The organism is Streptomyces cynarae (genome assembly GCF_025642135.1).
Classification (GTDB): domain Bacteria; phylum Actinomycetota; class Actinomycetes; order Streptomycetales; family Streptomycetaceae; genus Streptomyces; species Streptomyces cynarae.
The window spans coordinates 2,617,531-2,636,052 of record NZ_CP106793.1 but is presented as its reverse complement, the minus strand read 5'-3'; the positions used below and the strand labels follow the sequence as shown (position 1 = coordinate 2,636,052).

General features: G+C 70.1%; 9 protein-coding genes. 7 read left to right on the top strand and 2 right to left on the bottom strand.

The window, feature by feature from the left end; all coding sequences use genetic code 11:
• Positions 1 to 462: 462 nt before the first annotated feature.
• Positions 463 to 3,462: a bifunctional [glutamine synthetase] adenylyltransferase/[glutamine synthetase]-adenylyl-L-tyrosine phosphorylase gene (locus tag N8I84_RS12325; protein ID WP_263229563.1), complete on the top strand. Its 3,000-nt coding sequence runs from the start codon at positions 463 to 465 to the stop codon at positions 3,460 to 3,462.
• Positions 3,463 to 3,486: 24 nt separating this feature from the next.
• Here the strand turns inward: N8I84_RS12325 and N8I84_RS12320 are convergent, their stop codons facing one another.
• Positions 3,487 to 4,356, bottom strand: a complete 870-nt coding sequence (locus N8I84_RS12320; RefSeq protein ID WP_263229562.1) for a phosphatase PAP2 family protein — start codon at positions 4,354 to 4,356, stop codon at positions 3,487 to 3,489.
• 108 nt (positions 4,357 to 4,464) lie between these two features.
• Positions 4,465 to 5,499 (bottom strand): LacI family DNA-binding transcriptional regulator, encoded by a 1,035-nt coding sequence (locus N8I84_RS12315; protein ID WP_103843642.1) that lies wholly within the window; start codon positions 5,497 to 5,499, stop codon positions 4,465 to 4,467.
• Between the two features lie 425 nt (positions 5,500 to 5,924).
• Here N8I84_RS12315 and N8I84_RS12310 point away from each other — a divergent pair, with 425 nt between their 5' ends.
• The 6 genes from N8I84_RS12310 (at position 5,925) to pulA (ending at position 18,497) form a co-directional block, all read left to right on the top strand.
• Positions 5,925 to 7,199 carry an extracellular solute-binding protein gene (locus N8I84_RS12310; protein ID WP_263229561.1) on the top strand — a complete coding sequence of 425 codons (1,275 nt, stop codon included), beginning with the start codon at positions 5,925 to 5,927 and terminating at the stop codon, positions 7,197 to 7,199.
• A gap of 168 nt (positions 7,200 to 7,367) precedes the next feature.
• Complete coding sequence (locus N8I84_RS12305) at positions 7,368 to 8,372, top strand: carbohydrate ABC transporter permease (protein ID WP_263229560.1); 1,005 nt, start codon at positions 7,368 to 7,370, stop codon at positions 8,370 to 8,372.
• A gap of 13 nt (positions 8,373 to 8,385) precedes the next feature.
• On the top strand, positions 8,386 to 9,297 hold the full coding sequence (locus N8I84_RS12300) for a sugar ABC transporter permease (RefSeq protein WP_263229559.1): 912 nt from the start codon (positions 8,386 to 8,388) through the stop codon (positions 9,295 to 9,297).
• A 184-nt stretch (positions 9,298 to 9,481) separates the two neighbouring features.
• The gene (locus N8I84_RS12295; RefSeq protein ID WP_263229558.1) at positions 9,482 to 11,146 is read left to right on the top strand and encodes a glycoside hydrolase family 13 protein; all 1,665 of its coding nucleotides are present in this window, start codon (positions 9,482 to 9,484) and stop codon (positions 11,144 to 11,146) included.
• Between the two features lie 355 nt (positions 11,147 to 11,501).
• Positions 11,502 to 12,884 (top strand): alpha-amylase, encoded by a 1,383-nt coding sequence (locus N8I84_RS12290; protein ID WP_263229557.1) that lies wholly within the window; start codon positions 11,502 to 11,504, stop codon positions 12,882 to 12,884.
• Positions 12,885 to 13,088: 204 nt separating this feature from the next.
• Positions 13,089 to 18,497: a pullulanase-type alpha-1,6-glucosidase gene (pulA, locus tag N8I84_RS12285; protein WP_263229556.1), complete on the top strand. Its 5,409-nt coding sequence runs from the start codon at positions 13,089 to 13,091 to the stop codon at positions 18,495 to 18,497.
• Positions 18,498 to 18,522: the final 25 nt, after the last annotated feature.

The following is an 18,522-nucleotide window of genomic DNA, read 5'->3' as shown; positions in this document are numbered from 1 at the left end:
CGTGCCCGTAAGGCGCCCCCACCGGGGCCCCGCGTGCCCGCAACCACCGTCGCCCGGGCCCCGCGTGCCCGTAAGGCGCCTCCACTGGGGCCCGCGTGCCCGCAACCACCGCCGCCCGAGCCCCGCGTGCCCGTATGGCGCCCCCGCTGGGGCTCCGCGTGCCCGCGAGCACCGCCTTCCGAGCCCCGCGTGCCCGCAGATCACCGTCACTGGGGCCCGCGTCCCGCGAGCACCGGCACCCGGACCCGGGACCCCGGCGCCCGCAGCCACCGCCACTCGTGCCCGCAGGGCACCGACCCGCACCCGTCGCGCCCGCATCCGCGTACCCCCTCCCAGGCACCCGCAGAGGCCCCGTACCCCCAGGCCTGCGGCCCGTAGGCCACCGCCCCGGCGCTCCCGTCCCCGTCTCCGGTTACGCTCAAAGCCGCAGGACCTTGATCTCGATGCTCGGGAGGCCGAGGGATGACCGTGCCCCAGGGGCGCAGAAGCAGCACCTTCACGCGACTGCTGCGACACGGTTTCACCGACCCCTCCGCCGCCGAGCGGCTGCTGGAGAGCGTCGAGCTGGCGCCGGTCAGGTCCGACCCCGTCCTGCTGGACGCCCTCGGCGCCACCGCCGACCCCGATCTCGCGCTGGGCGGACTCGTCCGGCTGCTGGAGGCGCAGCCCGCGCCCACCGCCCGCCGCGAGCTCCTGGACACGCTGATCTCGGCCAAGCCCCTGCGCGACCGGCTGCTCGGTGTCCTCGGCGCCTCCGCGGCGCTCGCCGACCACCTCGCCCGCCACCCCGGCGACTGGCACGCCCTCGTCAACTACGAGCCGCACGACCTGCACCCCGGCGTGGCGGAGTTCGAACGGCAGCTCGCCGAGGCCACGGACCCCGTCTCGCTGCGCGTCGCCTACCGCCGCTGCCTGCTGTCCATCGCCGCCCGTGACGTCTGCGGCACCACCGACGTCGCCCAGGCCGCCGCCGAACTGGCCGACCTGGCCACCGCCACCCTGCGTGCCGCCCTCGGCATCGCCCGCGCCGCCGCCCCCGACGACGCGGCGCTGTGCCGCCTCGCGGTGATCGGCATGGGCAAGTGCGGCGGCCACGAGCTCAACTACGTCTCCGACGTCGACGTCATCTTCGTCGGCGAGGCCGTGAGCGGCGCCGACGAGCGCAAGGCCCTCCAGGCCGCCACCCGGCTCGCCTCGCACATGATGCGGATCTGCTCCGAGACGACCGTCGAGGGCAGCATCTGGCCGGTGGACGCCAATCTGCGACCCGAGGGCAGAAACGGTCCGCTGGTGCGCACCCTCGCCAGTCACCTCGCCTACTACCAGCGGTGGGCCAAGACCTGGGAGTTCCAGGCCCTGCTCAAGGCGCGCCCCGTGGCCGGCGACCTCGCCCTCGGCGAGGAGTACGTCGCCACCCTGGCCCCGCTCGTCTGGCAGGCGGCCGAGCGGGAGAACTTCGTCGCCGACGTTCAGAAGATGCGCCGCCGGGTCGTCGAGAACATCCCCGCGGGGGAGGTCGAGCGTGAGCTGAAGCTCGGTCCGGGCGGCCTGCGGGACGTGGAATTCGCCGTCCAGCTGCTGCAGTTGGTGCACGGGCGGTCCGACGCCTCGCTGCGCAGCGGCACCACCCTCGACGCGCTCAAGGCCCTCGCCGCCGGCGGCTACGTCGGCCGCGCCGACGCCGCGCAGCTCGACGACGCCTACCGCTTCCTGCGCTCCATGGAGCACCGCATCCAGCTCTACCGGCTGCGTCGCACCCACCTCGTCCCCGAGGACGAGGCCGACCTGCGCCGACTCGGCCGCTCCCTCGGTCTGCGCACCGATCCGGTCGCCGCGCTGCGGCGCGAGTGGAAGCGGCACAGCGGCGTCGTACGCCGGCTGCACGAGAAGCTCTTCTACCGCCCGCTGCTCGATGCCGTCGCCCAACTCGCGCCCGGCGAGGCCCGGTTGAGCCCCGACGCAGCCCGGGAACGGCTCGTGGCACTCGGCTACGCGGACCCGGCCGCCGCGCTGCGCCACCTGGAGGCGCTGGCGTCCGGCGTCACCCGCAAGGCCGCCATCCAGCGCACGCTGCTGCCCGTGCTGCTCGGCTGGTTCGCCGACTCGGCCGACCCGGACGCGGGCCTGCTCAACTTCCGCAAGGTGTCCGACGCGCTCGGCAAGACGCCCTGGTACCTGCGGCTGCTGCGGGACGAGGGCGCCGCCGCCGAGAACCTCGCCCGCGTGCTGTCCGCCGGCCGGCTCGCCCCCGACCTGCTGATGCGGGCCCCCGAGGCGGTGGCCCTGCTCGGCGACGGGGACGGCGGCGGACTCGAACCCCGCTCCCGCGCCCACCTAGAGCAGGAGATCCTCGCCGCCGTCGGCCGCGCCGAGAACGCCGAGCAGGCGGTCACGGTGGCGCGCGGTGTACGGCGCCGGGAGCTGTTCCGTACGGCCGCCACGGACATCGTCGGCTCCTACGGCACCGAGGAGATCCCCGCCCGCCCGGACCAGGGTGCCCTGGTGGACCTCGTCGGCGGCGCGGTCTCGGACCTGACGGCGGCGACCCTGGCGGGCACCCTGCGGGCCGTGGTCCGGGACGGCTGGGGCGACACCCTGCCCACCCGGTTCGCCGTCATCGGCATGGGCCGCTTCGGCGGGCACGAGCTGGGCTACGGCTCCGACGCGGACGTGATCTTCGTGCACGAGCCGCAGGACGGCGTGGACGAACGGGAGGCTGCCGAGGCCGCGAACAAGGTCGTGTCGGAGATGCGACGCCTGCTGCAGATCCCGAGCACCGACCCGCCCCTGCTGATCGACGCCGACCTGCGCCCCGAGGGCAAGTCGGGACCGCTCGTGCGCACCCTGACGTCGTACGCGGCCTACTACCGCCGGTGGTCGCTGGTGTGGGAGGCGCACGCGCTGCTGCGGGCCGAGCCGGTCGCCGGCGACGAGGACCTGGGCCGCCGTTTCATCGAACTGGTCGACCCGCTGCGCTACCCGGCGCAGGGGCTCGGCGACGATGCCGTGCGCGAGATCCGGCGCCTGAAGGCCCGTATGGAGTCCGAGCGGCTGCCGCGGGGCGCCGACAAGACCCTGCACACCAAGCTGGGCCGCGGCGGCTTGTCGGACGTGGAGTGGACGGTCCAGCTGCTGCAGCTCCGGCACGGCCGGTCGGAGCCGGGCCTGCGCACCACCCGCACCCGCGCCGCCCTCGCCGCCGCCTGCGCCGCGGGTCTGATCTCCGACGAGGACGCCGCGATCCTGGACGAGGCCTGGGTCCTCGCCACCCGCGTGCGCAACGCGGTGATGCTGGTCCGGGGCCGCGCGGGCGACACGTTCCCCTCCGAGACCCGTGAGCTGGCCGCCGTGGGCCGCTACCTGGGGTACGGCCCGGGCCACGTCGGGGACATGCTGGACGACTACCGGCGTACGACGCGCAGGGCACGCGGCGTGGTGGAGAAGCTGTTCTACGGGTCGTGACGCGCCGGGGGCGGTGGAGGCAGGTCACGCCCGTGCCGGCACCAGCGCGGGCTCGCCCGCCGTCGCCACCCTTCGCGGCAGTGCGTACGGCAGCGCGCCGTACCAGACCCGCACCACCGTGAAGCCGAACGCCAGGCAGAGCGTGCCGCCCACCGCGTCCAGCCAGAAGTGGTTGGCGGTGGCGACGATCACGACCAGTGTCGTCGCCGGGTACAGCAGGCCCAGGACCCGCGCCCACGGCACCGTCGACAGCGCGAAGATGGTCAGACCGCACCACAGCGACCAGCCGATGTGCATCGACGGCATCGCCGCGTACTGGTTCGACATGTCCTTCAGGTCGCCCGACGCCATCGAACCCCACGTGTGGTGCACCACCACCGTGTCGACGAAGTGCCCGCCGTTCATCAGGCGCGGCGGCGCCAGCGGGAAGAAGTAGTAGCCGAGCAGCGCCACGCCGGTCGTGGCGAACAGGGCGAGGCGGGTGGCCGCGTACCGTCCCGGATGGCTGCGGTACAGCCACACCAGCACACCCAGCGTCACCACGAAGTGCAGTGTGGCGTAGTAGTAGTTCATCCCGATGATCAGCCATGTCACCGAGTTCACGACGTGGTTGACCGAGTCCTCGACGGCGATCCCCAGGTGGTTCTCCAGCCGCCACACCCAGTCCGCGTCGCTCAGCGCCTCGGCCTTCTGCTCCGGCACGGCGTTGCGGATCAGCGAGTAGGTCCAGTAACTCATCGCGATGAGCAGGATTTCGAACCAGAAGCGCGGGCGGCGGGGGGTGCGGATCCGGCGCAGGGCGCCGTGGATCGCGCCGTCCCGCGTGTCGTCCGTGCCGGACCGGGGAGCGGCCTGCCCCTGACCCCCCACCGCCGTCACGGTCGTTTCACCCATAGCTACAGAGTCTGCCAGAAAAGGGTTCCCCCACCGATCATCCCCTGGCAGGGTTCCGGCCACCCGTTCTCCAACCGGCGTACTGGTACGAAGCGCCGGAACTACTGCCTAGGGACGACTGCGGTCCCCAGGCGCCGAAGCAGTCGACCCGCGCACCACCAGCTCCGGCATGAACACGAATTCACTGTGGGGAGCGGGCGTCCCGCCGATCTCCTCCAGCAACGTGCGTACCGCCGCCTGCCCCATCGCCGGGACCGGCTTGCGGATCGTCGTCAGCGGCGGGTCCGTGAACGCGATGAGTGGCGAGTCGTCGAAACCCACCACCGAGATGTCCGTGGGGACTTCCAGGCCCCGCTGCCGCGCCGCCCGTATCGCCCCGAGCGCCATCATGTCGCTCGCGCACACCACCGCCGTGCAGTCCCGGTCGATCAGCGCGGACGCCGCCGCCTGACCACCCTCCAGGGTGTACAGCGAGTGCTGGATCAGCCGGGACTCGATGTCCTCGACGGTCAGCCCGAGCTGCTCCTGCATGGTGCGCACGAAGCCTTCGATCTTGCGCTGCACCGGCACGAACCGCTTGGGTCCGAGCGCGAGTCCGATCCGGGTGTGCCCGAGGGACACCAGGTGCGTCACCGCGAGGGCCATCGCGGCCCGGTCGTCGGGGGAGATGAACGGCGCCTGCACCTTCGGCGAGAAGCCGTCCACCAGCACGTACGGCACGCCCTGGGCGCGCAGCCGCTCGTAGCGCTGCATGTCGGCGGTGGTGTCCGCGTGCAGCCCGGAGACGTAGATGATCCCGGCGACCCCGCGGTCCACGAGCATCTCCGTCAGCTCGTCCTCGGTGGAGCCGCCCGGCGTCTGCGTCGCCAGCACCGGCGTGTACCCCTGCCGGGTCAGGGCCTGGCCGATGACCTGGGCGAGGGCGGGGAATATCGGGTTCTCCAGCTCCGGGGTGATCAGGCCCACCAGACCCTCGCTGCGCTGCCGCAGCCGGACCGGGCGCTCGTAGCCGAGCACGTCGAGAGCGGCCAGCACGGACTGGCGGGTGGTCGCCGCGACGCCCGGCTTTCCGTTCAGTACACGGCTCACGGTCGCCTCGCTGACCCCCGCCTGCGCCGCGATGTCGGCAAGCCGTGTGGTCACGGCACTGGACTGTACCGGCCGCGTCTCGGCTTGCCCACCAAAGGGACGCCGGGCCCGGGCGGTTGAACGCCCCGGTGCGGGTTGCTGCGTCATCGCGCTCCCTCGTGTTCTGTTTCGGCGTCCGTCCGCAACGGGATGATTCCCGCGCCGGTGACGTATGGCAAGAGCTTGCAGAGTCTTGCACAACTGTCCGCGGTCCCGCAGATCAGCCGCAAACGCCGGTCTACGGGCCCTCACGGCGAGGTCACGGCGGGGTAACCATTGTCGCTTCTTTCATTTTTTTGCTGCAAGCTCTTTCGCGGCGATTGCATCGCTGTTACGTTCACCGTCGCCCGGCGGCCGCAAGGAAGCAGTCGGCAGTCGGCAGGGGCGGCAGACGGGGCCGCCACCTGTAGCACTCGGGCTTTCACCCTCAAGGAGAACTCATGCGGCGTGGCATAGCGGCCACCGCGCTGGTGGCGTCCGTCGCCCTCGCGGCGACGGCCTGCGGCGGAAGTGACGGCGGCAGCGGCAAGTCCGACGGTCCGGTCACCATCACCTGGTGGGACACCTCCAACGCCACCAATGAGGCGCCGACGTACCAGGCGCTGGTCAAGGACTTCGAGAAGGCCAACCCGACCATCAAGGTCAAGTACGTCAACGTCCCCTTCGACCAGGCGCAGAACAAGTTCGACACCGCCGCAGGCTCCAAGGGCGCCCCCGATGTGCTGCGCTCCGAGGTCGGCTGGACCCCCGCCTTCGCCAAGAAGGGCTACTTCCTGCCGCTGGACGGCACCGCGGCCCTCGCCGACCAGGGCAAGTTCCAGCCCAGCCTGATCAAGCAGGCCCAGTACGACGGCAAGACCTACGGCGTGCCGCTGGTCACCGACACCCTCGCCCTGGTCTACAACAAGGCCCTGTTCAAGAAGGCCGGCATCACCGAGGCCCCCAAGACCTGGGACGAGCTGAAGTCCGACGCCGCCAAGGTCAAGGACAAGACCGGCGCGGACGGCTACTGGGGCTCCACCCAGGCCTACTACGCCCAGACCTTCCTCTACGGCGAGGGCACCGACACCGTCGACGCCGGCGCCAAGAAGATCACCGTGAACTCGGCCGCCGCCAAGAAGGCGTACGGCACCTGGCTGAGCACGTTCTCCGGCAAGGGCCTGCACAAGGCCGACACCACTGCCGACGCCTACGCCCACATCCAGGACGCGTTCGTCAACGGCAAGGTCGCCGCGATCATCCAGGGCCCCTGGGAGATCACGAACTTCTACAAGGGCTCCGCCTTCGGCGACAAGTCCAACCTCGGCATCGCCACCGTCCCGGCCGGCTCCACCGGCAAGGCGGGCGCCCCGACCGGCGGCCACAACCTCTCCGTCTACGCCGGCTCCGACAAGGCCCACCAGGAAGCGGCGCTGAAGTTCGTCAACTTCATGACCTCGGCGAAGTCCCAGGAGACCATCGCCCTGAAGAACTCCACGCTGCCCACGCGCGACGACGCCTACACCGCGCAGGTCAAGGCCGACCCCGGCATCGCCGGCTACCAGTCGGTCCTGCCCGCCGCCCAGCCGCGCCCGGCGCTTCCCGAGTACAGCTCGCTGTGGGGCCCGCTCGACACGGAGCTGCCCAAGATCGCGGGCGGTAAGGAAACGCTGGACAAGGGCCTGAGCAACGTGGAACTCGCGATCGCCAAGCTGGTCCCCGACTTCAGCAAGTGAGCCGCCGTGGCCGCCGGGTCCCCCTGGGGGAGGGATCCGGCGGCCACCGGCCTGCGCCGGGGTCTCTCGTTCGGATCATGCAGGGCTCGGCTCGCTGATCCGGCCTGATCCAAACGAGAGACCTTGGGCCCCCCTTGATCCGCAGACCTCCGAGAAGGTTGTCGAACCATGACAGTCGCCATCGACCGAGCGACCGGCAAGCGGCGCGGTGAGCCGGGACCGCGCCCCGGCCTGAGCCGGCGCATCAGATACGGCTACCAGAAGCACTGGTACGCCTATGCGATGATCGCACCGGTCGCCGTCGTGCTCGGCGTGCTCGTGTTCTATCCGCTGGTGTACGGCTTCTATCTCACACTGACCGACGCCAACAGCCTCAACAGCGCCCGCACGATCGGCGTCAACCACATCGACGCCACGTACAAGTTCATCGGTCTCGACAACTACAAGGACGTCCTGTTCGGTCAGTTGTCGTACGACCGCTTCTGGTCGCACTTCATCTGGACGGTCGTGTGGACGGTCGTCTGCGTCACCCTGCACTACACCATCGGCCTCGGCCTCGCGCTGCTGCTCAACCAGAAGTTCCGCGGGCAGACCCTCTACCGGGTGATCCTGGTGCTGCCCTGGGCCGTGCCCACCTTCGTCACCGTCTTCGGCTGGCGGTTCATGCTCGCCGACAGCGGCATCATCAACGCCGCCCTGCACACCCTCCATCTGCCCCAGCCGCAGTGGCTGGAGGACACCTTCTGGCAGCGGTTCGCCGCGATCATGGTCAACACCTGGTGCGGTGTGCCGTTCATGATGCTCTCGCTGCTCGGCGGTCTCCAGGCCATCGACGCCTCGCTCTACGAGGCCGCCGAGATGGACGGTGCGAGCGCCTGGCAGCGCTTCCGGTACGTCACCCTGCCGGGCCTGCGGTCGGTCAGCTCCACCGTCGTCCTCCTCGGCATCATCTGGACCTTCAACCAGTTCGCCATCATCTTCCTGCTCTTCGGCAATACCGCGCCGGACGCCCAGATCCTCGTCACCTGGGCCTACCAACTCGGCTTCGGACAGCAGCCGCGTGACTTCGCGCAGTCCGCCACCTACGGCATCCTGCTGCTGGCCATCCTGATCGTCTTCACCTCGTTCTACCGCCGCTGGCTGAACCGCAACGAGCAGCAGCTCGCGATCTGAGGCAGGAGTTCCCATGAGTACGACCACTGTCGAGACCTCCTCCGCGGTGACCGAGCGACCCGTCGCGGGTGCCCCGCGACGCAGGGTGCGCCGGCGCGGCGAGCACGGCCCCGTCGCGGCCCTCGCCTCCCACGCTCTGCTGGTCGTGGCGAGCCTGATCGCCTTCTTCCCCGTGGGCTGGCTGGTCTTCCTGTCCCTCGGGCCGGACAAGGACGACTATCTGCACCCCGGGCAGATCTGGCACACGATGACGCTGGACAACTACTCGTTCGTCCTGCAGCACACCAGCTTCTTCGACTGGCTGAAGAGCACGCTCATCGTCGTGGGTGGCACCACGCTCATCGGCGTGCTGATCGCCGCCACCACCGGCTACGCGGTCTCCCGCATGCGCTTCCCCGGCTACAGGAAGTTCATGTGGCTGCTGCTGCTCACTCAGATGTTCCCGATCGCCGTCCTGATCGTGCCGATGTACCAGATCATGTCGAACCTGGGACTCATCGACACCTACCTCGGGCTCGTCCTGATCAACAGCACGACGATCGTTCCCTATTGCGCCTGGCTGCTGAAGGGGTACTTCGACACGATCCCCTTCGAGATCGACGAGGCGGGCCGGGTCGACGGACTCACCCCCTTCGGCACCTTCGTGCGGCTGATCCTGCCGCTCGCCAAGCCCGGTCTCGCGGTCGCCGCCTTCTACGCCTTCCTCACCGCGTTCGGTGAGGTCGCCTTCGCCTCGACGTTCATGCTGAGCGACGACCACTACACGTTCGCCGTCGGCCTGCAGAGCTTCGTCAGCGAGCACGACGCCCAGCGCAACCTGATGGCCGCGACCGCGGTGCTGATCGCGATACCCGTGTCCGCGTTCTTCTACCTGGTGCAGAAGAACCTGGTGACCGGTCTCACCGCGGGCGGCACGAAGGGCTGAGCCCCGCCTGCCGGACAACGGCTCCCGCGCGCCTGTCCGCGCGGGTGGCGGCCGCGGTGCCCTCCCCCAAGCTCTTCGAGCAGGGGGTGCCCCCAGATCCCGCTGACACCGCGGCCGCCTCGTCAACCTGCCCGCCGTACCCATGCCCATGACCCGAAGCACTCCGTTACGTACCAAGGACGCCATGAGCCAGCACTCCGCCGACCCGGCCCCGAGCACCGCCGTCGCCACCGTTGCCAAGCGCCGCGACTGGTGGCGGGACGCGGTGATCTACCAGGTCTATCCGCGCAGCTTCGCCGACAGCAACGGCGACGGCATGGGTGATCTGGAAGGCGTACGTTCCCGACTTCCGTATCTGCGCGACCTCGGCGTGGACGCCGTGTGGCTCAGCCCCTTCTACGCCTCACCGCAGGCCGACGCCGGCTACGACGTCGCCGACTACCGTGCCGTCGACCCCATGTTCGGCAACCTGCTGGACGCGGACGCGCTGATCCGCGACGCCCACGAACTGGGTTTGCGCATCATCGTCGACCTGGTCCCCAACCACTCCTCCGACCAGCACGAGTGGTTCAAGCGGGCGGTCGCCGAAGGCCCCGGCTCGCCGCTGCGGGACCGCTACCACTTCCGCCCCGGCAAGGGGGAGAATGGCGAACTGCCGCCCAACGACTGGGAGTCCATCTTCGGCGGCCCGGCCTGGACCAGGGTCCCGGACGGCGAGTGGTACCTGCACCTCTTCGCCCCCGAACAGCCCGACTTCAACTGGAACCACCCGGCCGTCGGCGACGAGTTCCGGTCGATCCTGCGCTTCTGGCTGGACATGGGCGTCGACGGCTTCCGCATCGACGTCGCCCACGGCCTGGTGAAGGCCGACGGCCTGCCGGACCTCGGCTCCCACGACCAGCTCAAACTGCTGGGCAACGATGTCATGCCGTTCTTCGACCAGGACGGCGTGCACGAGATCTACCGCGAGTGGCGCACGATCCTCGACGAGTACACGGGCGACCGTATCTTCGTCGCCGAGGCGTGGACCCCGACCATCGAGCGCACCGCGAACTACGTCCGCCCGGACGAACTGCACCAGGCCTTCAACTTCCAGTATCTGAGCACCCACTGGGACGCGGCCGAACTGCGCGACGTCATCGACCGCACCCTCGACGCGATGCGCCCGGTCGGCGCCCCCGCCACCTGGGTCCTGTCCAACCACGACGTGACCCGGCACGCCACCCGCTTCGCCCACGAAGCGGCCCTCGGCACCCAGATCCGCGAGGCGGGCGACCGCGAACTGGGTCTCAGGCGGGCGAGGGCGGCGACCCTGCTGATGCTGGCGCTGCCGGGATCGGCGTACGTCTACCAGGGCGAGGAACTGGGCCTCCCGGACGTCGTGGACCTCCCCGACGAGGTCCGCCAGGACCCCGCCTACTTCCGGGGCGCCGGCCAGGACGGCTTCCGCGACGGCTGCCGGGTCCCGATCCCGTGGACGCGTACGGGTACGTCGTACGGCTTCGGCACCGGCGGCAGCTGGCTCCCGCAGCCGGAGACCTGGGGCGAGTTGAGCGTGGAGGCCCAGCAGGGCGTCCCCGGTTCCACCCTGGAGCTGTACCGCACGGCGCTCGCGGCCCGCCGCGCCCAGGCCGACCTGGGCGCGGGCGACGCGGTGGAGTGGCTGAAGGCCACCGAGGGCGTCCTCGCCTTCCGTCGCGGCGACTTCGTGTGCGTGGCGAACACTACGGGTGAGGCGGTGACGATCCCGGCGTACGGCCGCGTGCTGGTCGCGAGCGCGGAGGTGACGGTCGCGGAGGCGGAGGCGAAACTGCCGGCGGACTCGACGGTGTGGTGGACCACGTCCTGACCGTGCGCCGCATCTGTCGCGGGGCCCGCCGTCACTGCTGACGGCGGGCCCTACGGTTTGCGGGCCGGGAAACCGGCGACCGTCCTCTTCATCCCCTCAGCCGCGTGCGGCGTACTCGGCCGCGACGGTGTCGTACGGCTCCCGGACGGCTGCGAGGTAGGAGGGGCTCGGTCGTCCGGCGCTTTTCGCATGGGTGACAGGGGCGTGTCCGCAGGGTTGACCGCCGGGGGCGGGGCTCGTACGGTCTGCTGCACTGCAAGTGGTTGAAAACTTGCAGCAATTCCCTTCAGAGGGTCTCAGCGCCTTCTCGCAGGCCCTCCCCTCAGCAGATCCTTCAACGGAGAAGGACCCCCACATGCCCAGCAGAACGCTCTCCGGCGCACTCGCCCTCGCGGCGGCCGCGTCGGTCGCACTCGCCGTCCCCGCCGGGACCGCCCATGCCTCGCCACCCGGCACGAAGGACGTCACCGCCGTCCTCTTCGAGTGGAACTTCGCCTCGGTCGCCAAGGAGTGCACCAACACCCTCGGCCCCGCCGGCTACGGCTACGTGCAGGTCTCCCCGCCCGCCGAGCACATACAGGGCTCGCAGTGGTGGACGTCGTACCAGCCGGTCAGCTACCGGATCGCGGGTCGTCTCGGCGACCGCACGGCCTTCCAGAACATGGTCAACACCTGCCACGCGGCAGGTGTGAAGGTCGTCGTCGACACCGTCGTCAACCACATGTCGGCCGGCAGCGGCACCGGCACGGGCGGCTCCTCCTACACGAAGTACGACTATCCCGGCCTGTACTCGTATGCCGACTTCGACGACTGCACCGCCCAGGTCACCAACTACCAGGACCGCTGGAACGTGCAGCACTGCGAACTCGTCGGCCTCGCCGATCTGGACACCGGTGAGGAGCACGTCCGCAGCACCATCGCCGGCTACATGAACGACCTGCTCAGCCTGGGTGTCGACGGCTTCCGCATCGACGCCGCCAAGCACATCCCGGCGGACGACCTGGCCAACATCAAGTCGAGGCTGACCAACCCCTCCGCGTACTGGAAGCAGGAGGTCATCTACGGCGCCGGCGAGGCGGTCCAGCCCACCGAGTACACCGGCAACGGCGACGTCCAGGAGTTCCGCTACGCCTACGACCTCAAGCGGGTCTTCAACAGCGAGAAACTCGCGTACCTGAGCAACTTCGGCGAGCCCTGGGGCTACCTGAGCAGCTCGGTCGCCGGGGTCTTCGTGGACAACCACGACACCGAGCGCAACGGCTCCACCCTCAACTACAAGGACGGCGCCAACTACACGCTGGCGAACGTCTTCATGCTCGCCTGGCCGTACGGCGCACCCGACATCAACTCCGGGTACGAGTGGTCCGACTCGGACGCAGGTCCGCCGAACGGGGGACAGGTCAACGCTTGCTGGCAGGACGGCTGGAAGTGCCAGCACGCGTGGCCGGAGATCAAGTCGATGGTCGCCTTCCGCAACGCCACGCGCGGCCAGGCGGTCACCAAGTGGTGGGACGACGGCAACAACCTCATCGCCTTCGGCCGGGGAAGCAAGGGCTACGTGGTGATCAACCACGAGAGCACGACGGCCGACCGCTGGTTCGAGACGTCGCTGCCGGCCGGCACGTACTGCGATGTGCAGGGCAACAGGACCGTGACGGTGAACAGCAGCGGCTGGTTCCAGGCGTCGGTGGCCCCGAACACGGCACTCGCCGTCTACGCGGGCAAGTCCGGCTGCTGAGCCCGCACGTCCCGAGGGGGCCCGCCGCTCGCCGTATTGCGTGGGCGGCGGGCCCCTGTCGATGCAATTCCTTTCCATTGCTTTCAAGTCTCTTGCTGTAAACCTTGCGTGAGCGGTACGGTCACGCGGGCGCCCGGCGACGAAGCCGTCCCGCGGCGTAGGGGCCGGACCCACCTGAGCCGTATTCGCAAGGAGTTCACACCTGTGATACCGAGATGGCCGGCGCCCCCGACGCGCCGCACCCCGTACCGGAGAAGGGTCGCGGCCACCGTCGTCGCCGCGCTCGCCGCCGCCCTCCTCCCGCCCCTCGCCGCTCACGCCGCCACCCCGCCGGCGCCCCCGTCCGACGCGAAGCTCGCCGCGCAGCCCGCGCGGCACGGTGACACCCGCGAGCAGTTCTACTTCGTCATGCCGGACCGTTTCGCCAACGGGGACCCCTCCAACGACCGCGGCGGGCTCACCGGCTCACGCCTGGCCACCGGCTACGACCCCACCGACAAGGGCTTCTACCAGGGCGGCGACCTCAAGGGCCTGACCGACCGTCTCGACTACATCAAGGGCCTCGGCACCACCGCCATCTGGATGGCCCCGATCTTCAAGAACCGGCCCGTTCAGGGGACCGGGGCGAACGCCTCGGCCGGGTACCACGGGTACTGGATCACCGACTTCACCCAGGTCGACCCGCACTTCGGCACCGACAGGGACCTGAAGGCACTCATCTCCAAGGCGCACGCCAAGGGCATGAAGGTCTTCTTCGACGTCATCACCAACCACACCGCCGACGTCGTCGACTATGCGGAGAAGTCCTACGACTACCTCTCCAAGGGCGCCTTCCCGTACCTGACCAAGGACGGCCGGCCCTTCGACGACGCCGACTACGCCGACGGCGCCCGGCACTTCCCGGCTGTGGACGCCGACTCCTTCCCACGCACCCCGGTCGTTCCCGCCGCCAAGCGGAACCTCAAGGTCCCGTCCTGGCTCAACGACCCGACGATGTACCACAACCGGGGCGACTCCACCTACGCCGGTGAGTCCACCACGTACGGCGACTTCTCCGGCCTGGACGACCTGTGGACCGAGCGTCCCGAGGTGGTCAAGGGCATGGAGAAGATCTACGAGCGCTGGGTGCGGGACTTCGGCGTCGACGGCTTCCGGATCGACACCGTGAAGCACGTGAACATGGAGTTCTGGACGCAGTGGGCGACCGCGCTCGGCAAGTACGCGGCTCGGCACGGCCGCAGGAACTTCTTCATGTTCGGCGAGGTCTACTCCGCCGACACCGCCATCACCTCGCCGTACGTCACCCAGGGCCGTCTCGACGCCACGCTCGACTTCCCCTTCCAGGACGCCGCCCGCACCTACGCCTCCCAGGGCGGCAGCGCACAGAAGCTCGCGGGCGTCTTCGCCGACGACTACAAGTACACGACCGACAGGGCCAACGCCTATGAGCAGGTCACCTTCCTCGGCAACCACGACATGGGACGCATCGGGTACTTCCTGAAGCAGGACAACCCGAAGGCGACCGACGCCGAGCTGCTCGCCAAGGACGAGTTCGCCAACGAGGTGATGTTCCTCAGCCGCGGCAACCCGGTCGTCTACTACGGCGACGAGCAGGGCTTCACCGGCTCCGGTGGCGACAAGGACGCCCGCCAGACCATGTTCGCCTCCAAGGTCCCGGACTACCTGGACGACGACGAGATCGGCACCGACCGTACGCACGCCAGTGACTCGTACGACACCGGTGCGCCGCTCTACAAGGAGATCGTCGCTCTCTCCAAGCTCCGCAAGAACAACCCCGCACTCATCGACGGCGTCCAGACCCAGCGCTACGCCGCCGACGGCCCCGGCGTCTACGCCTTCTCCCGCACGGGTACCGACGGCACCGAGTACGTCGTCGCCTTCAACAACGCGGACGGCGGCAGGACCGCCACCTTCGCCACCGGGTCGGCCGGCATGACCTTCCGCGGCATCCACGGCACCGACGCCTCCCTCACGAGCGACGCCGACAAGAACGTCACCGTCACCGTCCCGGCCCGGTCGGCGGTCGTCTTCAAGGCCACCGGCCCGCTCGGCTCCCCCGCCGCCGAGCCGGCCCTCACCCTCAAGGCCCCGGACGCGGGCGCCACCGGCACGGTGGAGGTCTCCGCCGACGTCACCGGCGGGCAGCTCGACCGCGTCGTCTTCGCGGCCCAGGTCGGCGACGGCGCCTGGAAGGTCCTCGGCTCCGCCGACCACGCCCCGTACAAGGTCACCCAGACGATCGGCAAGGACGTCCCGGCCGGGACCGCCCTGCGCTACAAGGCGGTCGTCGTCGACTCGGCCGGCCGCACCGCGAGCGCCACGGCCGGCAGCACCACCGGCACTCCGCCCGCCCCGCAGATCCCCACGGCGTCCTCGCGTGACTACGTGGTCGTCCACTACAAGCGCGCCGACGGCGACTACGCGAACTGGGGCCTGTACGCCTGGGGCGACATCGCCGACGGCGAGGCGACGACCTGGCCGAACAGCCATCCCTTCGTCGGCCGTGACGCCTACGGCGCCTTCGCCTACGTCAAGCTCAAGCCGGGCGCCTCCGGTGTCGGCTTCCTCGTCATCGACAAGGACGGCAACAAGGACGTCTCCGCCGACCGCAGCATCGACGTCACCAAGACCGGCGAGGTGTGGGTCGAGCAGGGCAAGGAGGCGGTGCTCACGCAGAGGCCCGGGTACCCGGCGCAGGACACCACCAAGGCCGTCATCCACTACCACCGCGCCGACGGGAGCTACGACGGCTGGGGCATCCACGTCTGGACCGGCGCCGCGAACCCCACCGACTGGGCCGGCCCGCTGAAGCCGGTGCGGACCGACGCGTACGGCGCGGTCTTCGAGGTGCCGCTCGCCGCCGGTGCCACCAGCCTCAGCTACATCATCCACAAGGGCGACGAGAAGGACCTTCCCGCCGACCAGTCGCTCGACCTCAAGGCGAACGGGCACGAGGTGTGGCTGCTGAACGGCCAGGAGAAGTACCTGCTGCCGCAGCCCGCGGGCGCCGCGGCGGCCCTCGACCCGACCACCGCCAAGGCGGTCTGGATCGACCGGGACACTCTCGCCTGGAACGGCGTCGACGGCGCCGTGTCCACCCAGCTCGTCTACTCCCACGACGGCTCGATCACCGTCAAGGACGGCACGCTGACCAGTGACGACGAGCGCTGGCTGCGCCTGACGAGGACGACGCTCTCGGATGCGCAGAAGGCGAAGTTCCCGCACCTGAAGGGCTACACGGCCTGGTCCGTGGACCCGCGCGACCGCGACCGGGTGCGTGAGGCGCTCGGCGGCCAGATCGTGGCCTCGCAGCGGGCCGCGAACGGCGCGGTCCTGGCGGCGACGGGCGTCCAGATCGCCGGAGTCCTCGACGACCTGTACGACGCGACGAAGGCCGATCTCGGGCCGGTCTTCCACGACGGCCGTCCCACGCTCTCGGTGTGGGCGCCGACGGCCCAGGCGGTGAAACTGGACCTCGACGGCTCCACCGTCGCCATGAAGCGCGACGACACCACCGGCGTCTGGTCCGTCACCGGCCCGGCGTCCTGGCGGAACAAGCCCTACCGCTACGTTGTGAAGGTGTGGGCGCCCAGCGTCCGGAAGGTCGTCACCAACCAGGTCACCGACCCCTACTCCCTGGCGCTCACCGCCGACTCGAAGCGCAGCCTGATCGTCGACCTGGACGACAGGTCCCTGGCCCCGAGCGGCTGGTCGGCTCTGAAGAAGCCGAAGGCCGTGCCGCTCAGGGACGCGCAGATCCAGGAGCTGCACATCCGCGACTTCTCGGTCGCGGACAGCACCGTGCCGGCCGAGGACCGGGGCACCTACCTGGCCTTCACCGACAACGACAGCGACGGCTCCAAGCACCTGCGGGAGCTGGCCGCGGCGGGTACCTCGTACGTCCACCTGCTGCCCGCCTTCGACTTCGCGACGGTCCCCGAGAGGAAGTCGGAGCAGGCCCACCCCGGCTGCGACCTCGCCTCCTACGCCCCCGACTCCGACCGGCAGCAGGCGTGCGTCGCCGCGACCGCCGCGAAGGACGCCTACAACTGGGGCTACGACCCGTACCACTTCACCGTCCCGGAGGGCTCCTACGCCACCGACCCGAACGGCACGGCCCGTACGGTCCAGTTCCGCAGGATGGTCAAGGCGCTCAACGAGGACGGCCTCCGGGTCGTGATGGACGTCGTCTACAACCACACCTCGGCGAGCGGTGAGGCCGACACCTCCGTGCTCGACCAGATCGTGCCCGGCTACTACCAGCGGCTCCTCGCCGACGGCTCGGTGGCCGACTCGACCTGCTGCGCGAACACCGCGCCCGAGAACGCGATGATGGGCAAGCTGGTCGTGGACTCGATCGTCACCTGGGCCAAGGAGTACAAGGTCGACGGGTTCCGCTTCGACCTCATGGGCCACCACCCCAAGGCCAACATCCTGGCGGTCCGCAAGGCCCTCGACGCGCTCACCCCCGCCAAGGACGGTGTCGACGGCAAGAAGATCATCCTGTACGGGGAGGGCTGGAACTTCGGCGAGGTCGCCGACGACGCCCGCTTCGTGCAGGCCACGCAGAAGAACATGGCCGGCACCGGCATCGCGACCTTCTCCGACCGCGCCCGCGACGCCGTGCGCGGTGGCAGCCCCTTCGATGCCGACCCCGGCGTCCAGGGCTTCGCGTCCGGGCTGTACACCGACCCCAACTCCTCGCCGGCGAACGGCACCACGGCCGAACAGAAGGCCCGCCTCCTGCACGACCAGGACCTGATCAAGGTCGGCCTGACCGGCAACCTCGCCAAGTACCGCTTCACCGACTCAGCCGGCAAGGAGGTCACCGGAGCCGAGATCGACTACGGCGGCTCACCCGCCGGGTATGCGGACGCGCCCGGCGACGCCCTCGCCTACGCCGACGCGCACGACAACGAGTCGCTGTTCGACGCCCTCGCCTACAAGTTGCCGAAGGACACCTCCGCGGCCGACCGGGCCCGGATGCAGGTGCTCGCCATGGCCACGGCCACCCTCTCGCAGGGCCCGTCCCTCTCCCAGGCCGGCTCCGACCTGCTGCGGTCCAAGTCCCTGGACCGCAACTCCTACGACAGCGGCGACTGGTTCAACGCCATCCACTGGGACTGCCGGGACGGCAACGGCTTCGGACGGGGGCTGCCGATGGCGGCCGACAACCAGTCCAAGTGGCCGTACGCGGGGCCCCTGCTCACCTCGGTGAAGGTGGGGTGCGAGCAGATCCACGGCGCCTCGGCCGCCTACCGGGACCTGCTCAGGATCCGGGCCACCGAGCCCGTCTTCTCCCTCGCCACCGCCGAGCAGGTGCAGTCGCGGCTCTCCTTCCCGCTGTCCGGGAAGGACGAGACGCCCGGCGTGATCACGATGGAGCTGGGCGACCTGGTCGTCGTCCTCAACGCGACACCGACGGCGCAGCGGCAGACGGTCGCCGCCCTCGCCGGCGAGCACTACGCGCTGCACCCGGTGCAGGCCGCGGGCGCGGACCCTACCGTCAAGACGGCCTCCTACGCGGCGAAATCCGGCACGTTCGCCGTTCCGGGTCGTACCGTCGCGGTCTTCACCCGGGGCACGCGCTAGGACACTAGCGTGGTGGGGCGGACCG